Below are 24,432 nucleotides of genomic sequence, written 5' to 3'. Positions count from 1 at the left end.
GTTCTTTTCCTGAAGTCCTTCTATCCAACGTTGCAGCCTTTCAAAGCCTTCTACGGTGTTACTAAATGAGAGGTGTCGATTCGAAAGCACGATTCCACGGAAATTCGTAGCTTGTGCGACATGAATTTCCTTAGCCATATCGATACCTACAACAAGATGAGATGTGGTAATTCGTTCAATTCGTTGATTTTGTACTTCTGATTGTTTAAACTTCATATTAAGAGTGCCTCCTTGATGGTGTTGGGTTTTAAACCCGGGACAAACCCATCATACCGAGGCGCTCCTTTTTTGACAAAGGCCATTTCTTAGCCTTAACAGGAATGTTTAGCCATCCATTTAACCCCCTTGAGCTGCACTACAGTAGATGAAAGGTAATCCGTTCTTTCATGGTAGCTGAGCGAGACGTCGAAAAAATATTATTTTGTTAATCTGTAGGGAATGTAAAAAAAGCCGAGATTTACGCGACTTTTAAGGTAAACGGCTGCGGTTGGTCAATCTGTCCAAGTTCATTTACCAAGGTAACTTCCCTTTAAAAGGGTCTGTAAATGTTCCTGAATTATTGTACGAGGTTTTTTTAATCCAAAAAAATAATTGATTTGCCGCCTCTTCAGGCGTAAGATCAGCATCGCCAGATCCCATAGTCGTTTTAATTTCACCCGGATGGATCGCACTGATATGGATTCCCATGCTCTTCATTTCTTGATCCATACAAACGGTAAGCATATTTTGTGCTGCTTTAGCAACTCGATATGCATAGGAGAACTCTCCTTCTGTAAAATCTCCGGATGACACTTTTCCTAAAGAACCAAGCCTTGAGGAAATATTAATGACTCTAGGATTTGCAGAGTTTTGCAATAAGTCATATGCTGCTTGAACTGTTCTTAATACACCCAAGCAATGAACATTAAATAATTCTTTCATTTCATCCGTGGTTACATGATTAAATTTGGTTTCCTGTCCTGATATACCTGCACAATTAATTATAATATCAATGCTATGGGTACGGCTTTGCAAATAAGATTTAATCAAACTAATCGACTCATCGAACGAGACATCAGCAACAATTGGATAGCAGCCTTTTAAGTCATGTGATAATTTATTAGCTGAGCTTTGATTTCGGACAAGAGGAAATACTCTATATTGGTTTTCGTGGAATATTTTTGATAGTTCAAATCCAAGCCCTCTGCCAGCACCTGTAATTAATACGTTCTCAGTCACCCTATCACTTCCCTTTTATCTCTGAGTGGTTAGTTGTAATACCTATCAAGGGGAAGTGACCTATGGCAATTCCCCTTACAAACCATTCTTACTTACATGTCTAGCTCAATTCAAACTTATTGCGGATTTATTTTTTGTAAAAATCTTTGAATGCGGGGGTTATCGTTATTATCAAAAAACACAGTAGGATGAGCTTCCTGCACAATTAAACCATCATCCATAAAAACGATTTTATCCCCTATCTCTTTGGCGAAGCTCATTTCATGGGTAACAATAACCATTGTTAAACCTGCATTTGCCAAATCCCTGATAACTGTTAAAACTTCACCGACCAGCTCTGGATCAAGTGCCGATGTCGGTTCATCAAATAAGATGATTCTGGGCTTCATTGCCAATGCTCTCGCAATAGCCACTCTCTGCTGCTGCCCCCCAGACAATGCGCTGGGGTGTTGGTGCTTCTTCTCATACAAACCGACTTTATTGAGTAATTCTTCGGCATAGCTGATGGCCTCTGCTTTAGCTATTTTTCTAACCTGCACAGGGCCCTCAATAATATTTTCCAAGACGGTTTTATGTGGAAATAAATTAAAGTTTTGAAATACCATTCCGATTTCACTTTGATATCTACTTATTTCTTTTTTACTTCTTGCTCGTCTACCTTTACCATCCCGATACAAAACAGACTTTTCATCCAATAAAATATCTCCAGAGGTAACGGATTCAAGCATATTCAACGTTCGCAAAAAAGTACTTTTTCCACTACCGCTGGGACCTACTATAACTACCACTTCACCTTTTTTAATAGTCAGGGAGACCCCTTTTAATACTTCATTAATTCCAAAGCTTTTTTTAATGTCTTTTGCTGCTAACATTGTTGTAATCACCCCTCTTCTCCATGTAATTAACAAGCGCAGCCAATGGATAATGAAGAAGCCAATACAATACTCCGACCATCGTGAAAATTTCTAGATTTTTAAATGTGGAGGCGGCTAATAGTTCCCCTTTATGCATCAATTCGCCTACAGTTATTACACCTGCTAAGGAGGAGCTTTTTAATAAAAGTACCGCAGAATTACCAATGGTAGGCAATATATTGCGTACTGCCTGAGGTAAAATAATTCTTCTCATCGCCAATGAATAGCTCATTCCAATTGCTTTGGATGCTTCCATCTGACCTTTGGGCACAGATTGGATCCCTGCTCGAAAGTTCTCAGCCATATAAGCGCTCTCATTTAATGCCAATCCTACAATAGCTGCTTCAAGTGGGCTAAGCGAAATTCCTATCTCGGGTAAAGCAAAATAAATATACATTAATTGGACTAAAAGAGGAGTTCCACGAAGTACGCTAATATAAAAACGACAAATTGAACTTATTAATTTATTTTTGGAAATCCTCCCTAGTCCGATAAATAAACCAAGCAATATTCCAATAACTAATGCTATGATAGTAATTTCAATGGTAGTTAAAGCACCTTGCAACAATATGGGCAAAAATTTTTGCAAGTCTAAAAGCATGCTGTCTATCTCCCCTGACTTACTGTTATTTTACTTGCTAACTCCCCACTTCTTCTCAATCTCTTTCAATGTTCCATTAGACTGCAGTTCTTTGATGACTTCGTTTACTTTTTTCAATAATTCGGGATTGTCTTTAGCAACACCTAAGCCTAATGGCCCAGTAATCTGCGGCTTATATTCATCAACAACTTGAATTTTGTATTTCGGATTCTGATTCTTTAAGTAAACAAGCAGTGGCTGATCGGCAATAACGGCATCTAAGCGCTTATTATCTAAATCAGTCAACATATCTCCTACTGCTTTGTAAGTCTTAAGCTCTTTATAGTTCCCGTTCTTTTCCATCATTTCATGATAAGCTCCACCAATTTGAACTCCAACTACCTTATCCTTTAGTTGCTCTAAGGTTTTGGTTTGATTATCTCCTTCTCGCACAATCAAGCCTTCTCCTAGATAAAGAACGGGATCAGAAAAATCAATAGCTTGTTTTCTCTCTTCTGTAATAAACATGCTCGCAGCGATTAAATCGACTTTTTTACCTTGTAAAGAAGGAATTAATGAGGCGAATTGTATACCTTCAATTTTAATATCAGCATTTAATTTTTTACCGATTTGCTGGGCAACATCAACCATTATCCCTTCAATTTGGTTTGTTGCAGGATTTAAAAATGTAAATGGAGGGCCTGTCGGAGTTGAGCCAACTGTAAGCGTTTGCTTAGGAGCCGCAGCTTGCACTTCCGGATTAGCTTTATTTTGAGCGCAGCCATTCAACACCAAGAGAATAGCACAAGTCAAAACAAGTATAGATATTTTAACGTTTTTTATCATTACATATACACCTCACTATTTTTTTGAATGTGGGACTGCCTTTATTTGAACTCGATTACTTGTCTTCCTACATTATTACAGTTACAATCTCCAAACGCATTGAAAGCTTTATTAATTTCCTCAAGTGAAATACGCTCAAGAATAAGTTCATCCAGCATAAATTTTCCATCCAGATACAAATTGGCAATGATCGGAAAATCGCGAAATGGCTGAGTGTCGCCGTAATAGCTTCCCCTCAATGATTTATTGACACGGTGGAAACCTCCTGCTGGCAGCGTTATTTGCATGGTTGGTTTAAAAGCCCCAATTACAATTACGGAACCACCTTTTCTTGTTCCTTTCCAAGCATTCTCAGTCGCGCTTGTATGTCCTGTGCAATCGATTGCAAATTGGACTCCGAAACCACCCGTTAGCTCTTTCAATGCTTCCACAACATCCACTTCCGCTACATTTAGGGTATGGGTTGCTCCGAATTTCTTGGCAATCTCCAGATTTGCCGGCTTAACATCGCAGGCAATAATCTTGGAAGCTCCTGAGATTCGGGCTCCTTGAATGGCATTGACTCCTACGCCCCCAATCCCAAATACTGCGACGGTTGAACCCGGTGTAACCTTGGCTGCATTCACTGCAGCACCGAAACCGGTTGCAACTCCGCAGCCGATCAATGAGCCTTGAGCAAATGGAATCTCATCGGGAAGCTTGACGCACGACATTTCCGGTACAACTGTATACTCGGCAAAGGTGGATACTAAGGAATTGTGAAAAATCGGCTTGCCGTCTTTGCTTAAACGAGTGGTTCCATCAAGTAATGTACCGGAAAATGATGGTCCAAATGCAGCTTCGCATAGATAGACCGCACCCGTTATGCAATATTCGCAGATACCGCAATAAGGTACCCAGCTTAATGCCACTCTGTCCCCAGGCTTTACACTTCTAACACTAGAACCGACCGCTTCAACGATTCCAGCTCCCTCATGACCAAGTATGGATGGAGCTGGGGTTGTCGCATCATTCAAAGAATTGAGATCACTATGACACACACCCGTAGCCTTGATTTTAACCAAAACCTCATTCGCTTTTGGCTCAGCTAATTCTATAGTTTGAATTTCTAGTGGTTTGCCGACACCGACCATTACAGCAGCTCTTATTTTCATTGCAGTCACTCTCCTTAGAACATTAATGTGCAACCCAGATAGCTTTAACTTTTGTATAGGAGGCCAGTGAATGGATAGCAAATTCCTTGCCCCACCCGCTCTGCTTTAATCCTCCAAATGGACTAGCTAAATCGTAGCATCCGTATTTATTGACGAAGACCATACCCGCATCGAGCTTTTTTGCAACACGATAGGAACGAGACACATCGTTAGTCCACAAGCCGGCTGCAAGACCATACATCGTATCATTGGCCATTCGTATGACTTCTTCTTCCGTGTCAAATGGAATGATACACAGCACGGGTCCAAAAATTTCTTCCTGTGCGATCGTCATCTTGTTGTCCACATCGGCAAAAATCGTTGGATAGACAAAGTAGCCGTCTTCATTGGTTCCCGTTCTATCACGACCTCCCCCTGCAACTACACGTGCCCCCTCTTTCTTTCCAATCTCAATGTAGTTCAGTATGGATTTCATATGGCTCTCTGAAACTTGAGCACCTTGATCGCTCTTGGGATCGAAGGGATCTCCGCATTTATAACGATTGGCGTACGCTGCAATTTTGCTCACCACTTCATCATAAATGTCTCGCTGTGCAAACAATCGTGTAGGTGAGGAGCATTTTTCTCCTTTGTGCGTAAACAGGCCGTAGAAGGATCTTTCAATTGCCGCATCCAAATCTGGTGCATCGCTGAATAAAATATTCGGTGATTTTCCCCCTAGCTCCAGGGTTACAGACTTAAGATTCGAATCCGCAGAGTCGTGAACAAGCTGTTTTCCAATACGCGTACTTCCTGTAAAAGAGATTTTATCAATATTTTTATGCCGACTAATAAAGGAACCCGTTTCTCCTTCACCCAACACTAAATTGATAACACCCGCAGGTAAAATTTTGGCTTCATCGATAATTTCAAATAAACGAATGGTTGAAAAGGACGTTATGCTAGAAGGTTTAACAATACAAGTATTACCCATAGATAGTGCAGGTGAAAGCTTCCAGGCTGCCATGGAAAGTGGATAGTTAAAAGGCAGTATCTGTCCACAAACGCCAATCGGATCTCTAGTCGTAATGCTTACAAAATCTCCATCTACTGGATTGTTCTCACCATAATACTTATCCGTCCATCCGGCGTAATACTCGAAAAACTCGATCACTTCTGGAATATCATCGTTATATGCTTCTTTATACAGTTTTCCATTATCTAACGACTCCAAAGTAGCTAGTTGTGCGCGATGCGTCCTTACCAAATCAGCTATTCGCCTTAGAATACTTGCCCGTTCCTTTCTACTTATAGAACGCCATGGCCCATGATCAAAGGCATCACGTGCCGCTTGAACGGCCTTATCGACATCCACCTCGGTAGCCGCTTGATACGTACCGTTAATAGTACCGTTAGCCGGGTTAACGGAAACGATGAATTGTTCGCTTGTACTATCCACCCATTCCCCATTAATATATAATTTCTTGCGGTTTTTCAACCATTCTTGCGCCCATGCCAGATCAGGTTGTTCAATGCCATCAAACAACTCATATTGCTTGGCTGTATTCAACATATACACCGTCCTGTCTAAACTGATTTTTTATAAAATTATTTGACTTCATACTGTTTAAGGGCAGCCTCATCTAATTCAATACCGAGTCCAGGCTTCTCAGGTGCTGTCAAATAACCATCGGAGTCAATCATTAATTGTTCGGATTGCACGAAATCACGTCTGTTGTTGGACCAAATCGGAGGATCATACGGGAATTCAACATAGGGACAATGACTAATCGCTACTGCAAGATGCAGGTTCGCAAGCATACCTATTCCGTTTGTCCATGTATGCGGACTGAACCAAGCTCCACTGCCCTGAACCATCTCCGCTACCTTTTTAATTTGTGTGATGCCACCAGACAGCACGACATCAGGCTGATACACATCAAGTGCTTGGATGCGGTTCATCTCTCTGTAGTCATACCAGTTCCGATTCATTTCTCCACCTGCAATCCGGATTCCAACCATATCGCGCAGCTTGGCCATCATTTCAAACTGATGGGAAGGCAAGGGCTCCTCCAGCCAATACACATTCAATTCTTCCAGTTCTTTAGCAACCTGATAAGCCATCTTCAAGTCCCATGTACCGTCTGTATCAGCGGGCATTTTCCAGCCTTGGTTCGCATCGACCATGATCTCCAGCTTATCGCCAACGGCTCTTCTCACTGCCTCGACTACTTTGATATCATCCTTTGGATTATCATGATGGAAACGAATTTTCATTGCTTTGAATCCTTGATCAATGAATGCTAGCGCACGCTCTGCACGTTCCTCGGGAGAAATAATTTCACCGGTGGAAGCGTATGCAAGCAGCTTATTCGTCCTGGCGCCTAGTAGCTTGTACACAGGAAGCCCTGTTGCCTTGCCCATAATATCCCATAGTGCCAAATCGATAGGCCATGGACGACCAGAGTGGAAATCAATATTATCCAAAACCTGTGAGTGGCGTTCAATAGCAAATGGATCCTGGCCAATAAACAGATGCTCGTAGCCTTCAAAGCCCATTTTCAAATCACTTGAGCCAATCCCAGTAATACCTTCATCTGTATGGACAAATACAACGGTCTGGGAGAATTTGGTTCTTGGATTCGGATCCCAGGATGCTTTAAACGGGGGATCGAGCGGAAGTACATAATGTTTGGTTTCAATCGAAGTTATTTTCATAGGGTTACATGCTCCTCTTTTTTATGTATATTTGCTTAGGATTCAACTAATTTTAAAGCTTTCCAGAAGCCTGCTGCTTTTTAAGGAATCTGTTAGAGTTAAAGGATCTAGCAATACCTCTGCCTCTTCTTGCGATAAGATCTTTTTGAAGATAGCAATTTCTTTGATAGTCATATTATTCTCAAACGCTTCCTGCGCCAACTTATTGGCTGTTTCATAGCCTACGATAGATTCGAGCACCATCGATATAGATAAAGATGAATCCGCTTGCTTTTTACATACATCGATGTTCGCTTGTAAACCAACGATACATTTGTTATTAAACAAATCAATTCCATTGGTTAAAAGCTCGCAAGACTCTATTAAGTTTTTCATGATAAGCATTTCCCATACGTTTAAATCCAATTCCCCTCTGTCCGCCGCCATTGTGACCGCTAGATCATTTCCATAGATTTGAAAACAAATCTGCATGACCATTTCAGGTATGACCGGATTAACTTTCCCAGGCATGATGGAGGAGCCCGGCTGTACCGCAGGTAGAACCATTTCACCTAAACCTGCTCTCGGCCCCGATGATAAAATTCTAAGATCGCTGGCAATCTTCGACATTCCTGTAGCTATGCCCTTTAATACAGACGATATCTTAACATACACATCTGCATTTTGAAGTCCGTCAAAAAAGTTTTCGGTTTTCTGAACCGTAACCCCCATTATTGAAGATAAGTGTTGATACACCTTTTCAAGGTACCCGGGAGAAGTTCCAAGCTGTGTTCCAACAGCAGTAGCGCCAATGGTCAACAGCAAGCAGTCCGACTTCAAATTTTCAAGCTCGATGATTTGCCGTTTTACAAAATGGGCATAACCACTGAATTGTTGGCCGAGCGTAATCGGGACCGCATCTTGAAGACATGTTCTTGCGAGCTTAACGACATGTTGAAACTCATTCATTTTACTTTCAAGAGTCTCAGATAATCTCACTAAGGAAGGTAATAGATCCTGCAAACAGAAGTAACATGCAATATGGAGAGCGCTTGGAATCACATCATTAGTTGATTGCCCCATATTAACATGCGAATTGGGATGGACCTTGTTATAACCTTTATATCCGGTTAATATTTCGTTTGCTCTATTGGCTATAACTTCATTTACATTCATATTAAATGAAGTGCCACCACCTCCATGGTATATATCTATCGGAAACTGCTCTTTGAATTGTCCATTCATAATCTCGTCAGCAGCCGAACAGATCGCTATGGAAATTTCATCCTCTAAAGCACCAATTTCTTTGTTTGCTAATGCAGCCGCTTTTTTTACAGCTGTGATTGCCCAAATCATCTTAGGAAAAACTTCAACTGTCCTGCCAGATACGGGAAAATTCAACCTAGCTCTTTCTGTTTGAATTCCATAGTATAAATTGTCGTTTATAGACAACTCCCCTAGAGAATCCTTTTCTTGTCTCCTCCTCATGTTAACTTCCTCCCTGTGATTTCAAAAATACCGTTATTTATAATCTCATATAACAAGATGAATCTTGTAATATGAGATTATTATAACATGAATTGTTAATATATCAATATAAAAATCACAATTAATTATCGATACACTGTCAAAATGAAAATGGGATTTGTCTCCATTTGAGCTTTTAATGACCAATGGTCTATTCCTGAATTGAAATACGCTAAGCAGTCATTTACTATATCTAGAAGTTATTGAAATGTATCACATATTTTGCGTTCAAGTTCATCCTTCATATGACCAAAAAGCGTTTCCATTAAGGCATAATTAGATGAAAACACAATGACCCGCAAGAAGGTCACTTTTTTCAAAGTGTCCATCTTACGGGTCACAGTACAATTTGAGCGAATGAACGCTACACGGATAAAACGGTTTTAGTAGAGCTAAGGAAAACGTAGTAAACGGGAAACGCTTTTTGTGGGATCAGCTATCTACCACATAGAGCATTGCTTATGGTATCTGCAGCTTCAGTTAAGAGCTTGGCATATACTGGAATAACATCCTCTGTGAGACGTATATGAGGAGTCGCAATACCCAATGAGCCTTCTACACCATCTATACCAAAAAGCGCTACTGCTATTCCCGCTGTTCCTAATGTAGTTTCCCCAAAACTAATAGCGTAGCCTTGTTGTTTTATTTTACTGAGTTCAGCTCTTAAGTCAGATTCCTTTACGATCGTTTTTGGTGTTCTCAATTGTAAATTCGATTTTTTTATATACCTTTCTTGCTGCTCTAACTCCATATTAGCAAGAATAACCCTTCTTGTTGCACCAATATGAAGAGGCAAAAGAAGTCCTACCGGTTCAACTATTCTCAACTGATTCGTACTATCGATTGAATCAATTAATAATGCTTCTTCATCATTGGGAATGACATTCAAATAAATCGATTCCTGAGTTTTGATAGCTAACCCTTCCATGATTGGCCGAGATATTTCACGAATTGAGAACAATGACCGAGCCAAAAAACCAAACTCTATAAATGCTGAGCCGAGGTGAAACTTTTTTGTTTTAGGATTTTGATGAACGAATCCTGTTTTTAACATATCCTGCAAGATACGATGCGTTGTACCCGGGTTATACCCGGCTTGTCTTGATAACTCGGCAGCTCCCCATTCCGTATAACCACCACGAGGCTTCAACAAATGAAGCAAAGTAAACGCTTTAAGCAATAATCCTGAATCCGACATATTACATCCACCTTGTACGTGTAATATTTGAGCAGCCTAGCATCACCATATTTGCTCACACCACTTCAATAAAGGCATGTTCACCCTAAAAGAAAGTTTAATCGATATTACTTCTTTAACCATTATTAACTCAAATTATGATGTGAGTCCCATATATTGAGATGAATTATATCAGTAATTTTAGAATAAATAAAGGTAAGATATTTGACTGCTGAAAACATGGCTACTTCGCTACACTGTACACCTTCTTTCTATGCTTGCGAAATATCATTTCCTTACAACTGATTTTACAATCCGCTTTACAGATATTTCGGTTTGCTGCTGTATACAAGCTGTGAAAAGGAAAAATTCCCGTCCCCTAAGGGACGAGAAAGATTCTTTTATGGAACCGATTCCCAACTGCTCCATATATCCAAACTTTTTTTAATTAGTCTTTCGCAACGGATCCGCTCGACCTTCCACGTAAAACCGTTCCATCCTCTGTGCGGAACCACGGCGTTTCATAGGACGGCTTTTCGGAGAATAATTCCATCTGTACCTCCAGCTTCACGCCGCAGCCGGGCTCCAGCCGAAGTTGCAGCCATTTGCCGTCAGTCTTGAAAGCACCGATTTCAATTCCGTCTTGGTTCCTAGCCAAACAATGGCCGAAACGATGTTCCCCATATACGCCCGCCTGAACGATCACCGATCTGGCCTCGGAGTCGTTGAGGTTCACCAGGCTTAAGGTCAAGGAATCAGCGCCAAGCTGCTCCACTAATGCAGCTACCGAATCCGGCAGCCCGGGCCGGCGATGGGCAGGATCGTAATACCTGACCCGTCCGAACTGCAATCCACCATGCGCTATATGCATAGGAGCTCCCAAAGTCAACTGCGCCAATTGCTCCATCATGATCGGGCATATGTCCTGCCATTTATGAATGGTTGACAACGAGCCGATATTGTAGCCGTCGAGCGCCCAGACAGCCGGATCGCCTTCCTCCGAACGCACCTTGTCGAGTTGATAATGGATAAATTCCAGATTCGCTTCTAGCGCTTGGACCGGATAATTAGGATTGCGTCCTCTCATGTAGTTGAACCATGGCAGCGTATTGGCAATAAAATGCTTCGTCATTCTGGGATAACTCGGCGAGAGTTCACCCGTCTTCGGATGTTTGCCAATAGGTATCGCCGGAGCGGTCATACCCGTGGCTGTATCCCCGATTCGCTCCACACGCTCGGCGTCCTCTTCCTTCATCGACATAGCCCATAAATGCACGCCATAGACAGGGTTGACTGGACGGTAATCGCTCCAGCCCGTATCAAATTTGCGGTGAGGCGCAAACCACCTGCCATCTTCCTCACGGCGCAGCTGCCAATGTCTGTCGAGCTGCGAACGTACGAGATCAAGCTGCCCGTCGTCTCCCGTCAACAGCAAACTATTCAATCCAGAAACAACAAGCGGTTCGATAATCGTCATAAAGCCGTGAGGCCAGCGCCAACCGTAATATCCGCCCCACCATTTCCCCTGATTATAGGCGCCAATCTCCCCATCCAATCCTACATTATCAGGGATAATTCCCCCATTGCGGACAGTTCTTTCTTTCCAGGCGGCATGATAATCCAATACCCATTGCTTGTAGCCTTTTTCTCCTGTATGCAGAAACGCATGCGCCAAGAGCGATGTCGAAACGAGATTAAGCGGGACGTCCCCCTTCGTCATGCGCTCATTCATGGTATCAATGATGCTGCGGTATATTCCGTCATCCGACCATGCGCATGTATTAGAAGGGAAGGGAACACCGGGCAAATCTTCGAAAGGCGGCAAGTAGTGGTCAAGTATCCCTCGGTGGGTGCACCAGTCTTCTTCCGTCGTTTCAAAGCGCGGACCTCTGCTGCCGCTTATCGGGGAGCGTATCAGCTTTTTCTCGGGATCATAATTCTGCGCTTCGGCGTCGGAGCCGTCGTAAAACGAAGCGAAACGTACCGCCCGCTGACGATCCATCAGCGAGGAAGCATCCGCTAATCCGAGGAAATAAAGGTAAATATATGACTCGCCATGATGCATCCAATCATAATAGGCATCAAACTCACGATAAATTTGTCCGTATTCCGTCCACTGCCAGGTGATCGTCTCCCACATTCGTCTTGCCAGATGGAGACACTGTTCATTGCCGCCAAGAACATACAGTAACGCCAAATTTTTAAACCCTTCATAAGGATCGTCTGAACCATCCATACCTGGCCAATCACTGCGCCAGATTAAGGTCCCGTCCGCTCGCGTATACCTTTCCACAAATTCCGGAGCCGCCCGGTTCAGCAGCCCAATCAGATTTCTTTGCAATAGCGCCCATTGAGGCTTATCCCAACGATCGGTCGAAACGAATTGATCCAGATTTTCCCCCATCTTTTCCTCCTTCACGATTTCAAAAGTAATCCGCCGTCAATCGGGATGGCTGCACCATTAATCCATCCCGATTTATCATCATCCGCCAGAAAGGCGATAGCGTCTGCCATAAAGTCCGGATCGGCCATCCGTTTTTCCGTTTGAACCGCTGCTATTTTTTCCTTCAATGCTTCAGGGTCATCGATTTGCTGTCCGAACCATTCGTATAGCAAAGAAGTTCGTGTTCCTCCGGGCATCAGTACGTTGATGCGAACTCCTTGCTCGTGCAAGTCCTTTGCCAACCCCCGCGACATATGGTTCAAGGCCGCTTTCAATGAATCGTATACGACATTGTTTACGCCGTTCTTGATCGCATTGATGGAACTGACATTTATGACGTTGCCGCGACTTTGTTTGAGCAGCGGCAGCGCGGCTTGGATCGTGAAGAATGGACTCTTTAAATTGACGGCGAACAGCCGGTTCCAATCGTCATGTGAAATATCTTCGACGCGTTTGTTGCAAACTGTAGCAGCATTGTTGATTAAGATATCGAGACCACCCCAATGAGCGATGGTCTTCTCGACCATCATCGACGGCGTTTCGGGATCAAGCAGGTCAGCGCGGATAAAAACCGCCTGACCTCCCCGGCTAACGATCCGGGACACCGTTTCTTCTCCCCGCTCCTGATCTCTGCCGCATACGGATACTCTGACTCCAAGCGCTCCCAGCTTTTCTGCAGCCGCTCTCCCAATCCCGTCTGTAGCTCCCGTCACCAAGGCGACCTTTTCTTGCAGGCTCATCCGGTTCCCTCCCTTCGCGTTCTCTTCTTGATCATTGCGCACTTGCGGTTTGCAGGATGTAGGAACCGCTGCCGGAAGTCGCAAACCGGTAAACGGAAGGCTCCACGAACTCGAAATCAACGGCTTCGCCCACAGCTGCCTGTACCGAAAGGAGCTTGGCGCCGGACAATCTCACTCGGCATTCGCCTGCCTCCGCTCCCTTCGTATGAATAGCGGCCCGCGTGATGTTCCCGTCTTTCCAATCCATATCCACCTCGTAGCCTCCCCTTGCGCGAAGTCCCTTCACATGCCCTTCCGCCCAAACCGAGGGCAGAGCTGGAAGGAGGGATAGCTCCCCAGCGTGGGATTGCAGCAAAATCTCGGCAATTCCCGAGGTGAACCCAAAATTCCCATCTATCTGAAAGACGTTGCGTCCATTCAATAAATTATTATAAAATGACGGTTGGTCGTGCAGCATTTTTTGTACTTGCGAGTATGCTTTATCCGGATTCTCAAGTCTCGCCCAAAAATGCATGCACCACACGCCGGGCCATCCTTTCTTTCCTGAACCGTGCAGTTGACGGCGTTCCAGCGTTGTTTGGAACACCGCTGCCAGTTGCGGCTGCGTGTGAATGTCAACCTGATTGCCTGGAAACAATCCAAATAAATGGGAGAAGTGGCGATGCCCGATCTCTGTTTCGTCAAAATCGATGGACCATTCCTGCAATTGCCCGTGACGTCCAACCCGGAAGGGCAGCAGCTGCGCAAGAGCTTGCTCCAGCTCCTTACGAAGAGATGCGTCCCGGTCCAAAATACGGCTGCTCTCAATCACATGCCCGAACAATTGACGTACGATCGACAGGTCCATTGTCGAACCAGCGCAGGTGGCGGACGCTTCTCCATCAGGAGTCAGGAACTCGTTTTCTGGAGAAGTAGATGGCGACGTCGTCAAGTAGCCGTCTTTGTCCTCAATCAGCCAATCCAAACAAAACAAAGCCGCTTCTTTCATAACCGGGTAACCCGTTTGCGCCAAAAAATCCCGATCCAGCGTGAACTCGTAATGATCCCACATATGAAGGCTTAACCAAGGACCGCCAACCGGCCAGAACGACCAACACGCTCTGCCTTTCGCAGGAACCGTAGTCCGCCAAAAATCCACGTTGTGATGGGCCGTCCAGCCGCGGCTACCATAATGCGTCATCGCTGTTTCGCGCCCGGTGATGCTAATTTCCTCGATCAAATCCATTAAAGGCAGGTGGCATTCCGAAAGATTGCAAACCTCTGCAGGCCAATAATTCATCTGTGTATTAATATTTGTCGTATAATTGCTGCTCCATGGCGGACGAACCTCATCATTCCAAATTCCTTGTAGATTAGCCGCTTGTGTTCCTTGGCGAGAGGAAGCAATAAGCAGATATCGTCCGAATTGAAACAGCGTTGCAACCAGTTCAGAGTCTTCATGTCCTGCTGCTGCCCGTTCCAATCGCACATCTGTCGGTATCGTATCCTCCTCTTGACCGCCCAAATCCAGCTCCACTCTTCCATACAAAGCGTAATAATCGTTTACATGACGTTCACGCAGACGATCATAGGAAATCGCCGCAGCATTTGCGATCGTCAGTCTGCATACTTCATCGGCTTGACTGCCATCTGCCTGACTGCCCTTTAATTCACGATGGTTGGTCGCTGCAGCGAGCAAGAGTGTCACCGCGCTTGCTCCATTAATCGTAATGACGCCATTACCGCTGTCAGTCAGTTGGCCGTCTTCCATGACGATATGCAGAACGGTTTCGGCGTGCATCCCTTTCCCTTCCCTAAAGACGATAGGCTCATCATTATCATTCACGTAATTCGGATCTACATGGTAAGGACATTGAACCTTCATCGAGATCTGCGTGTTGTGAATATCAGCTTTTGCCGTGAACGGCAGCTGACTGTCTAAACTTACGCGGAAGCTTAAGCCTCCCGGGGTTTTCGAGCTTAACCTAACCACAATCGTTTGGTCGGGCGCCGAAACAAACATCTCGCGGGTAAATTCGTTATCTCCTTTTTGATATCGCACTCTGGCAACGGCCGTATCGAGATCCAGTTCTCTGGAGAAATTCGTTACGTCGTCCCCATGTTCAAAAGCCAAGTTCAAGTATCCAAGAGGCATGTAAGATTCATTCCATTCGCCCAACATTTTCGTTTGAACCACTTGCTGGGCTTCGACATAACGGCCTTCCGCAATCAGCTTTCTCGCTTGCGGCAAGTATTCAAGCGCTTCTGCCTTATTGAGATCGCGAAACTCGCCGGACCATAATGTGTCTTCGTTTAATTGGATCTTTTCGGTTCCGCTCCCGCCGAAAACCATCCCTCCGAGCCGTCCGTTCCCGATTGGTAATGCTTCATTCCATAATTTCCCTGGTTTAGCGTACCATAGTTTCATTGTTTGCCCGCTCCTTTTTATGAAGGGTCCATTCTGACCCCTCTCTCATTGTCGTTATCTTCCGCCAATCTGTAGTAACCGGGCGTAATTCCCGTATACTTTTTAAACACTTTCGTAAAATGCTGAGGGCTGTCAAAACCGACCTGCTGGCCGATCGTATTGACCGGAACATGCGGCTTTGTTTCAAGCAATTTTCTTGCTTTGTCAATGCGCAACGAATTCAGGTAGTTCACAAAAGTTAAACCGGTTTCTTTGCGGAATAAACCGCTGATATAGTTCGGGTGCAAACCAGTGTGGCAGGCCAGATCTTCAAGCGACAGACTGTTATCATAATGATCCTCGATAAAATGTAAAATTTTGTCCATATGACGGCCATATTCGCTGTGATCGGCGATCTTGTGTGTGGTTTCGATTTCCAGGGCGATGGACTGCAGCAATGCGATAATTTCGTCCCGGTTGATTGGCTTCAGCAAATAGTCGATTACGCCTGTTCGAATGGCTTTGCGTGCATAGTCAAATTTATCGTAGCCCGTAAGAATAATGAAACGATTGCAATAACCTAACCGTTTGGCTTCCTCAATGAGCTCGAATCCGCTAATTTCCGGCATATTTAAATCGGTAATGGTAACATCCGGTACAAAATCTTTCATTTTCTCAGTGGCCTCAACGGCATCCAGCGCTTCTTCGATTCGGGTGAACGGCGTCCCCGCTTCTCTTACGATTTTCGCTAAACCTTCCAATATATAAGGCTCGTCGTCGACAATCATGAGTTTCAGCAATCGACATCATCCCCCTTTTTATTCAGGAATAATCGAATCGTCGTTCCCTTTCCTTCTTCGCTATCCATTTCAAGCCGCGAACCGCTGCCGTAATAAATTTTAATACGCTCGCTAACACTTATCAGACCAAATCCGCCTTCGTTGGCTTGAAACGTTGCATCCGCAGGCTTGCTCAGCGTATAACGTAATTCGCTTAATTTGCTGTGGGACATCCCTCCCCCATTATCTTCAACCGTAATCACGATAAACGTATCGTCCTGTGAAATTCCAATCCGGATCTCTATCGGCCGCCTCGTTTTGGATAAACCGTGAACAACGCAGTTTTCCACAATCGGCTGCAATATAAAACGGGGGCACGATACGCAATCCGCTATGGAAATGCCGTCCATTTCAAACCGGAGCCGATTTCTCAAACGAATTTGATGAATCTTCAAGTAATTTCCAACCATTTCAAGTTCCTTGCTCAACTGAATTTCATCGTGTGAGGAAGTCAGACTGTACCGCATCAATTGCCCGAACGAATAAGCAATCTCAGCCACTTCCGGCACATTTTTGGCTTCAGCCATCATCCGGATCGTTTCCAGCGTATTGTACAGAAAGTGCGGTTTCACCTGAGCCTGCAGCATTTTGAAGGCCGCTTCCTTTCGAAGCAATTCAGCGCGATGAATGTTGTTGATCAGTTCTTCAATGCGTCTAACCATCGAATTATAAGAGGAGGTCAAAAAACCGATCTCATCTTCATTTCCTTGGTCAGGGTAGACCTTCAAATTGTTTTCTCCGACCGATCTCATATGCCTGGCAAGACGTGTAAGACGTTTGGCAACCGATGAGGCAAATATGTAATAAATAAAGGACAACAATAACAGCAATACAAAAATGGCGGCGGCCAAAACCTTTTCTTTTGACTTAATATCTCCGAACATTTCATTAACTTCACCGATCGTAACTACACTCATTTTCAGCTTATCGATCCTCAATCTGTTGAATACGGTTGAATGGCTGCTCAGCTTTTTCAGATCGGATATGTCTTTATTTGCATTTGGGCGAGGTGGAACAAAAGCCAAGTTTACGATATCCTCTTGTTCCGTAAGCAAGTACACCTCCCAATGGGAATCTGCGCCCAAAGCTTTGAAAAAAGGCTTAAACACACTGGGTGATACTTTAATCTCCAGAACACCCAAATTTTCAATAAATGAGTTATCATACAAATTATGGTAATAATAGAGCGAAGTTAATCCAGCATGATCTTCGGTCTCATAAATCCATATGCCTTCATTAGGCTTCAGCTTGTCGATTTTCTCCTTGATACCAGTATTCAGTTCATTGATTTTAACAATCTGAGTCGGGATCGGAAATACTTCGTCCTTGTTCTTGTAAATTTTAATGCTAGCCAGATTGGGATTTCCTGAAACCGAAAATAACAGCAATGGGCTAATATAACGGAGGTAATTGTATACGCTTTCGGAATCGGTTTCGTAAAATCCGTTCAGATAGTCGATGACAAAATAGTTGTACTGCAGCAAATGATACAACGATTCAAAATGATCCAAATCTACCTTCAGGTTGTAGTAGGCTTGTTCCATGATCTGCTGCCTGTTCATCACGACACTTTCCATCATGCTTTCACTCATCTGGTTATAGTAATAGATTCCGAAAGTAACGACGGGCAAAAATATGATGCAAAAATAGCCGATGATCATTTTTTTGACAATGCTTACACCAGAGAAAAAATGCTTTACGGAAATTATGTTGCGACCCATACCCAGCACCTCATGTCATGATTTTACTCCGATTATATCACTAACGAGGAGCTTGTGAATGGTGGCGGTACAATCTATTTCAGCAGCTTTTTCTTCTCCGCATATTGCTGGGTAGCCCATTGCTCGTATTTCTCAAGACCGATTTGTTTGGCGATATTCAACATATTTTTATAAGCTTGGACCGCCTCTTCCTCGGATTTGGACAAAAAGATCTTCACCTTCTCCGTAGTGATCATCGTCTCGATTTTGGTTTTGATAGTTCTTTCATTGGAATCCGCCAAAGGTTGAATTAATCCCAATACAGGACGGACTTTCGTAATGGCTTTGGCCTGCAGCAACGCTTCGGTCGTTTGTGTACCGGGAACATATCCCCGAAGACCTTCGACGATGGCGTCCGAATATAAGTACCACCATTTCAATCCGGTAGCATTGATAAAGTTCCCGTCCGTCGTGTTGTACTTGAATTTCGGATATCCTTCCGGGCTCAAGTCCCAATGCTCGCCTTTGATTCCAAACATGGTCAACTGCTTGCCTTCCTCGCTGGCCAAATACTTCATAAGTTGAATCGATTCCTTCGGATGCTTATTATTCTTCGTGATGAAAGTTCCCGACCACCCGATACTTGCATTCACAATGACGGCTTCCGGCGTCAAGGCTGTCGGCAATTGTTGGAATCTGAAGTTTTTACCCTGCTGCTCAAGCTTCGTATTATCGCCATCGGAAATGCTGACCGTATGCATATGAGCAAACGCCTTACCGCTTTCTGCATATTGATTGTCGATTTGGTCGTTACTGAAAGCAAAATTTTCCGCTAATATAAGTCCCTTTCTGTACAAGCTGTTCATAAATTTATAATAATCGAGCATTTTAGGATGAGTGAGGCCAAGGTGCAAGCTTCCGTCCTGTTCATAGAAGTCATTGCCAACATCGATGCCAAACTGCACTTTGAAATATTGCTCCATCCAGTTTTTGTCCATGATCAGCGGAACCATATCCGGATATTTACTTTTCACTTGTTCCAGCACACGGACAAAATCATCAAGCGTCTTGATCGGCGGATTTCCAAGTTCTTTCATGATATCGGTTCTGACGCCTACGCCCGGATTTCCGTCATTGCCCAATGCGAACTTGTTGGCATCCCATTCCTCCTGCGTCGCAAAGGCATTGCGAATCGTATAGAACTTGCCGTCTTCCGCAGTATTGACCGCTATTCGGGTCTGATCGATTTTAAAATCGGGCGCATGTTTCGCAATCAGTTCATTCCAGGAATAAGATAGGGAAGAATTCGAAAGCCGATCAATTTCAGTAGCTGTAAAAATCATATCGGGCAAATCGCCTGAAGCGATCATCACGGGAAGCTGCTTTTCGTCCGTCGCAACGGTTACTTTAAGCTTGACGCCCGTTTTTTCTGTAATTTTGTCGGCGATCGGACCTTTAAATTCCTTGATCGGGTACCAGTTGTGGTTAATGAACAAGGTGAGCTCGATAGGCTCTTTGTTCGCCGTATTCGCTTTCTTGTTATCCGTCGTTCCCCCGGTATTCCCAGCTTCGCCGGTGGTACCGTTCGTTCCGCCATTTCCACTGCAAGCTGACAGCAGCAATGAGATCATCAGTACTGCCAATGTCAAACTCGCCAACCGCTTTACAGTAAATTTGCGCATCCAAACCCCTCCCTCGTTTTAGCAGTTGCTTCATGATTTTGATTAAGATTCTCACTCTTTCACTGAACCCAGCATGATGCCCTGAACAAAATACTTTTGTAAAAACGGATATACGCAAATGATCGGAGCAATGGAAACAATCAGCGCAGTCACCTGAAGAGAATAACTGGTCACGTTGGAAGCATCCGAGGCAAATGCTATCGCATCAATGGGAACCCGGCTTTTGTTTATCGTTTCAATCATCCGAAAAGTAAGCGTTCTCAAATTGTCATTTTGAACAAAATAAACGGAATCTAACCAGGCATTCCATTGTCCGACACCCATAAACAGGGCCATGGTCGCGATAAGCGGCTTAGATATCGGAAGGATGATCCGGATGAATATGGAAACTTCGCCCGCTCCATCCAAATGTGCCGACTCCCTTAATTCCTGAGGGATTTCGCGAAAGAAAGAGACTGCGATCAACAGAAAGAACGTACTTATCATCGTCGGAATCACATACACCCAGAACGTATTCAGCAAGCCCAGAGAACGCAGCACAACGTAATACGGAATCAGTCCGCCTGAAAAATACATGGCAAATATAACGATCGTAAAGTAAGTTTTTTGAAACAGAAGATCTTTAGCGGCCAATCCGTAGGCCATCAATAAGGTGAACAAAACACCCAGAACCGATCCCACTATCGCTCTTGAAACGGTAACGCCGAACGCTTTGTACCAGTTCGAGTCCGACATAAAGGTAGCGTAATTATCAACGGTAAAATTTCTCGGCCACAAGTAGACGCCCCCAACCACTGAATCGCTTCCCTGATTAAACGATAAGACGAGCACGTAATAAAAGGGATATAAGGTCATGCAAACGATCAGGATGAGAAGAGTGTAATTGATGCCGTCAATCGCCTTATCTTCCCATGTTCCCCGAGAAAGCATATCGTATCAATTCCCCCTAAAATAAACTTGAACCAGTTACTCTTTTCGCAGTATAGTTGCTTAGGAAAATCAAGATAACAGAGATGATCGATTGGATCAAATCAATGGCCGCTGCATAAGAGTATCTGCCATCGGCCAGCCCTACCTTGAAAGCATACGTCTGTACGATTTCGGATGTCGAATTGTTCACGTCGTTTCCGAGTAAAAAAGCTTGTTCGAAGTTCGATCCCACCAGTCCCCCGCCTAGAATATTGCCCACGGTAAGGATGAGCACGACAACTACCGTTCCCTTGATGCCCGGCAGCGTAATATAGCGGATTCGGGCCAATCTTCCTGCACCGTCTATTTGTGCCGCTTCGTAGAGGGAAGGGTTAATACCCGCCACAGCAGCGAGGAAAATAATGGCCCACCAGCCCATCTCCTTCCAGATGGCACTCCCGACAGCAAGGCCCCAAAATGATCTGGCATCGGTAAGTATTGTCAGAGGAGCTTCAATGATTCCCAGCGAGATCAATACTTTGTTCACCATGCCTGAGTCCGATGAAAAAAATGAAAATGCCAGACCAACAACGACGACCCATGAAATAAAATGAGGCAAATAGCTTACCGTTTGTACAAACCTCTTAAATGCGATGTTGCGCAATTCGTTCAGCATGATGGCAAAAATAATTGGAATCGGAAACGTAAAGAGTACTTTCAGAAAACTAAGCACAAGCGTGTTTCTTACGATTTGGCCAAATCGGTAATCGGTTACAAATTCCTTGAAATATTGCAGTCCCACCCAAGGGCTAGTAAAAATCCCCTGTACGCCGGTAACGATTGAATACTTTTTGAAAGCCATCAATATTCCAAACATTGGCGTATATGAGAAGACTATCAAATGCACCACGCCAAACAGGACAAACGCTTGCAGCGCTCGCTGCTTTTTAAACCGCTTCCAAATGTCGGACTTTTTGTATACCCTTATGTTTCCAAGTGTCGTTTGCTTTTTTATGTTTCACCCCTCCCTCAGATCTATCATACATTCAGAAATGAAGGAAAAACAGACACCATTTTTAAGAAAGTGTTATCCATTCTTCATAACGTAAAATCGAAATGACCAATTTAGTAAAACCGTCAGGGAAATTTCTCCTGACGGTCTTTTTACCAAGAGAATGTAAGGCAATCTATCGGTATGGAACAATCGTTTTTTTCATTAGTTAAATGACCCAAATGTTAAATAGGGTATGAATATTCCATCAAGATAAGCTTTTCATTAATGTCTCTTGATTTGCTGAATCCGCATTTCTCATAGCATCTATTCGCACTAAGATTTTCCTTAGCGAGTTTCAATACAATTTTCTGAACCTTCAAATTATCAAATAAATATTTTTGTAGTAATTGAATAGCCTGAGTAGCAATACCCTTATTTCTATATCTACTGTCTCCTATTAGTACATCCATGCCGTACGTTATTGTATCCAGAACTAACTCATATTGTTGTTTTTCTGCTAATTCGAGCTCATAAAACTGTATATATCCTACTGGATTTCCACAATATTCGATAATGCAAGGGATTTTCTTATCCTTCCCATCAATTCTCGATTTATATTTATTTACTACTTTCTCAATAGTATAAATATCATGTGGATTACTGTAAAAATTCATAACTTCCTCATCATGCCGCCATTCCAGCATATTTTCATAATCGATTTCTTCCATTCTTCTTAATCTCACTTCAAGATTATGTATCATCCTATTCCTCCTTTGATAACGACTATTAATTCGTCGGGAATTTTCATTCCCCTTTTTACTTTCTAATCAATTTAGCGCAACGAGACTGCCTTATCATGCCGGCAGCCTCGTCCTGGTTGTAATTGAGAGCTATTGTTATCCGATAGCTGTACGAGTATGAGTATAGTCTGGCATGTCTACGGCTATTTTATTTAAAACCTTCAATAAATCGCATTGTACATTGGGCGTGATGATCGGCTAGATCTTTTGCAAATTGCTGATCTGGAAATCCTCTATGAAGCAACTTCAAACCACCCGAAGTTAACGATATATGGTGGTGGAATCGATAGAACAACATCCTATTAGGATCGAGAGTATCGTTCTTTAAATACCTGTAGAAATCCCCAAACCGAAACTCTAAAAAACTGTGTTCATGCTCAATATCAAAGAACATCGCCCCTTCGATATCGATCAAAAAAGGTTCTAATTTGTCATTAATCAAAACATGGTCAGGACCCAGTTCCCCGTGAATAAACCCATACTGCGTTCTAGGTTTAATTCTTGATTCAAGCTCATACAAAGTATCAAGCAACTTGCTTTGATTGGACCCGATGTTCTCAATATGTTGGGAGGCATATGATAGCTGCGCTTTCGCATTTTCCAATTGCAAGAGATGACAATTTTCTGTGTTAATCCTGCTATGGTTCGAGTTCCCATAGCTATGTCTTTCGTTGGTATGCATACCCGTAAGCATATCCCCCAGACACTGAAACACTTTATCTTGAATGCGTGGATCGGAATGGTGGAAAAAAGCTTCTGCCTTATGCCCATCTACATATTCAACGAGGGCATAATCAAAAGGGTAACGGTTTCTTTCCTTATTCAAATCATAGAGAGAGGGAGTCTGAATTCCATGTTGTGTTAAATACTTGTTGTTTAATTCAAATAGATCACTACCATACGATTGTTCATTTATATCTTCGTTTGCTATTTCTTCTTTAAAATAATTCATGGAAAGATCCCACACATACAAAACGCAGGAAAATCCATTGCTGCAGTCGATCTTATAGACCACTTTTTGTGCACCGCCATGCATTTTCGATACACTGATAATAAAATAACCGGTACCAAAAACCTTCCCCATATAATCCTGTAAATCGGCCTGATCGAGGTGGCAAGTAATGTCCATTGAACAACACTCCATTTTTTAAGTTTTGCCGGCAACCCAATAGTAAATAAAATCCAAACGAAAGTATAGACTTTTTCTTTATGTACGATTATGATGTTGAATAAGGTCTTGAATAAAATAGTCATACAAAAAGCCTTTGGTTTTTATCCCAAAGGCTTTTTTCGATTAAATTTTAGCCTGCCGGCATGTCATTGATGATGATGGAAATTCACCATCACTTCTCGCTTCCGTGTATGCAGATAAGCAATAAATTACCGGAACATTCCCATTTCCTTTGTTGCTGAAAAACCTAGTGATTCATATAATGGTCTAGCCTCATCACTTGCCACAAGTCGAAACAATCGGATATTTCTTTCTGCAAACCAATCCAAAGTTGCATTCGTTAATGCTTTGGCTAAACCCTGTCTTCTAAATTGTGGTTCCACATAAACATCGGCAATAAATCCATAGGAGCGGAGTTTGAGATACCGATATGGCGCATCGTCTTTAATAAAGGCTCCCGCACATGCAATAATTTGACTATCACGTTCTACAACAAAATGTTGTGCAGTACCTGAATGATAAAACTGTCTGTAATCTTCATCAACCATTTGATGGAAATCCGGTAGCAATCGATGAGCCATGCCTGTCTCTTCTAGCATTTTATATTTAAGTGCCGCGATGCTTGGTATATCATCTACAACAGCTCTTCTAAACATTGTGTTATCCCCTTTAGCCT

The 24,432-nt window shown here is 43.3% G+C and carries 19 protein-coding genes and 2 pseudogenes; all 21 read right to left on the bottom strand.

Annotated features, from left to right (window positions below):
* A pseudogene (locus BM210_RS32565) lies at positions 1 to 216 on the bottom strand (IS110 family transposase); the annotation flags it as partial.
* 294 nt (positions 217 to 510) lie between these two features.
* Positions 511 to 1,218 carry an SDR family NAD(P)-dependent oxidoreductase gene (locus tag BM210_RS32560; protein ID WP_091176845.1) on the bottom strand — a complete coding sequence of 236 codons (708 nt, stop codon included), beginning with the start codon at positions 1,216 to 1,218 and terminating at the stop codon, positions 511 to 513.
* Between the two features lie 116 nt (positions 1,219 to 1,334).
* Entirely contained in the window at positions 1,335 to 2,090 is a 756-nt protein-coding gene (locus tag BM210_RS32555; protein WP_091176844.1) for an amino acid ABC transporter ATP-binding protein, read from the bottom strand.
* Positions 2,068 to 2,733, bottom strand: coding sequence for an amino acid ABC transporter permease (locus tag BM210_RS32550; RefSeq protein WP_091176843.1), 666 nt, complete (start codon positions 2,731 to 2,733; stop codon positions 2,068 to 2,070). Before BM210_RS32550 ends, BM210_RS32555 begins: the two co-directional genes overlap by 23 nt.
* 30 nt (positions 2,734 to 2,763) lie before the next feature.
* The gene (locus tag BM210_RS32545; RefSeq protein WP_091176842.1) at positions 2,764 to 3,558 is read right to left on the bottom strand and encodes an ABC transporter substrate-binding protein; all 795 of its coding nucleotides are present in this window, start codon (positions 3,556 to 3,558) and stop codon (positions 2,764 to 2,766) included.
* A gap of 41 nt (positions 3,559 to 3,599) precedes the next feature.
* Positions 3,600 to 4,712 (bottom strand): Zn-dependent alcohol dehydrogenase, encoded by a 1,113-nt coding sequence (locus BM210_RS32540; RefSeq protein WP_091176841.1) that lies wholly within the window; start codon positions 4,710 to 4,712, stop codon positions 3,600 to 3,602.
* A gap of 22 nt (positions 4,713 to 4,734) precedes the next feature.
* A complete protein-coding gene (locus BM210_RS32535; RefSeq protein ID WP_091176840.1) occupies positions 4,735 to 6,264 on the bottom strand; it encodes an aldehyde dehydrogenase family protein in 1,530 nt (509 codons plus the stop codon).
* A 35-nt stretch (positions 6,265 to 6,299) separates the two neighbouring features.
* Complete coding sequence (locus BM210_RS32530; RefSeq protein WP_091176839.1) at positions 6,300 to 7,409, bottom strand: mandelate racemase/muconate lactonizing enzyme family protein; 1,110 nt, start codon at positions 7,407 to 7,409, stop codon at positions 6,300 to 6,302.
* A gap of 42 nt (positions 7,410 to 7,451) precedes the next feature.
* Positions 7,452 to 8,876, bottom strand: a complete 1,425-nt coding sequence (locus BM210_RS32525) for an aspartate ammonia-lyase (protein ID WP_091176838.1) — start codon at positions 8,874 to 8,876, stop codon at positions 7,452 to 7,454.
* Positions 8,877 to 9,351: 475 nt separating this feature from the next.
* Complete coding sequence (locus BM210_RS32520) at positions 9,352 to 10,113, bottom strand: IclR family transcriptional regulator (RefSeq protein ID WP_091176837.1); 762 nt, start codon at positions 10,111 to 10,113, stop codon at positions 9,352 to 9,354.
* Positions 10,114 to 10,742: 629 nt separating this feature from the next.
* Positions 10,743 to 10,808 (bottom strand): annotated as a pseudogene (locus BM210_RS36440) (hypothetical protein); the annotation flags it as partial.
* 1,699 nt (positions 10,809 to 12,507) lie between these two features.
* Positions 12,508 to 13,275, bottom strand: a complete 768-nt coding sequence (locus BM210_RS32510; protein ID WP_091176835.1) for an SDR family NAD(P)-dependent oxidoreductase — start codon at positions 13,273 to 13,275, stop codon at positions 12,508 to 12,510.
* A 31-nt stretch (positions 13,276 to 13,306) separates the two neighbouring features.
* Entirely contained in the window at positions 13,307 to 15,682 is a 2,376-nt protein-coding gene (locus BM210_RS32505; RefSeq protein ID WP_091176834.1) for a glycoside hydrolase family 95 protein, read from the bottom strand.
* A gap of 17 nt (positions 15,683 to 15,699) precedes the next feature.
* Positions 15,700 to 16,461: a response regulator transcription factor gene (locus tag BM210_RS32500; protein ID WP_256224194.1), complete on the bottom strand. Its 762-nt coding sequence runs from the start codon at positions 16,459 to 16,461 to the stop codon at positions 15,700 to 15,702.
* Complete coding sequence (locus BM210_RS32495; RefSeq protein ID WP_091176833.1) at positions 16,455 to 18,221, bottom strand: sensor histidine kinase; 1,767 nt, start codon at positions 18,219 to 18,221, stop codon at positions 16,455 to 16,457. The genes BM210_RS32500 and BM210_RS32495 overlap by 7 nt, the downstream gene beginning before the upstream one ends.
* Before the next feature lie 74 nt (positions 18,222 to 18,295).
* Positions 18,296 to 19,882: an extracellular solute-binding protein gene (locus BM210_RS32490; protein ID WP_091176832.1), complete on the bottom strand. Its 1,587-nt coding sequence runs from the start codon at positions 19,880 to 19,882 to the stop codon at positions 18,296 to 18,298.
* A gap of 51 nt (positions 19,883 to 19,933) precedes the next feature.
* Complete coding sequence (locus tag BM210_RS32485; RefSeq protein ID WP_091176831.1) at positions 19,934 to 20,812, bottom strand: carbohydrate ABC transporter permease; 879 nt, start codon at positions 20,810 to 20,812, stop codon at positions 19,934 to 19,936.
* 16 nt (positions 20,813 to 20,828) lie between these two features.
* Positions 20,829 to 21,779, bottom strand: a complete 951-nt coding sequence (locus tag BM210_RS32480; RefSeq protein ID WP_371263577.1) for an ABC transporter permease — start codon at positions 21,777 to 21,779, stop codon at positions 20,829 to 20,831.
* A 248-nt stretch (positions 21,780 to 22,027) separates the two neighbouring features.
* Positions 22,028 to 22,546, bottom strand: a complete 519-nt coding sequence (locus BM210_RS32475; protein ID WP_091176829.1) for a GNAT family N-acetyltransferase — start codon at positions 22,544 to 22,546, stop codon at positions 22,028 to 22,030.
* Between the two features lie 187 nt (positions 22,547 to 22,733).
* Positions 22,734 to 23,669 (bottom strand): phosphotransferase, encoded by a 936-nt coding sequence (locus BM210_RS32470; protein ID WP_091176847.1) that lies wholly within the window; start codon positions 23,667 to 23,669, stop codon positions 22,734 to 22,736.
* Positions 23,670 to 23,965: 296 nt separating this feature from the next.
* On the bottom strand, positions 23,966 to 24,412 hold the full coding sequence (locus BM210_RS32465; protein ID WP_091176828.1) for a GNAT family N-acetyltransferase: 447 nt from the start codon (positions 24,410 to 24,412) through the stop codon (positions 23,966 to 23,968).
* Positions 24,413 to 24,432: the final 20 nt, after the last annotated feature.

Origin of the sequence: Paenibacillus sp. 1_12 (assembly GCF_900114475.1) — a bacterium.
Classification (GTDB): Bacteria; Bacillota; Bacilli; order Paenibacillales; family NBRC-103111; genus Paenibacillus_S.
This window is presented reverse-complemented; position numbering and strand designations above follow the sequence as displayed.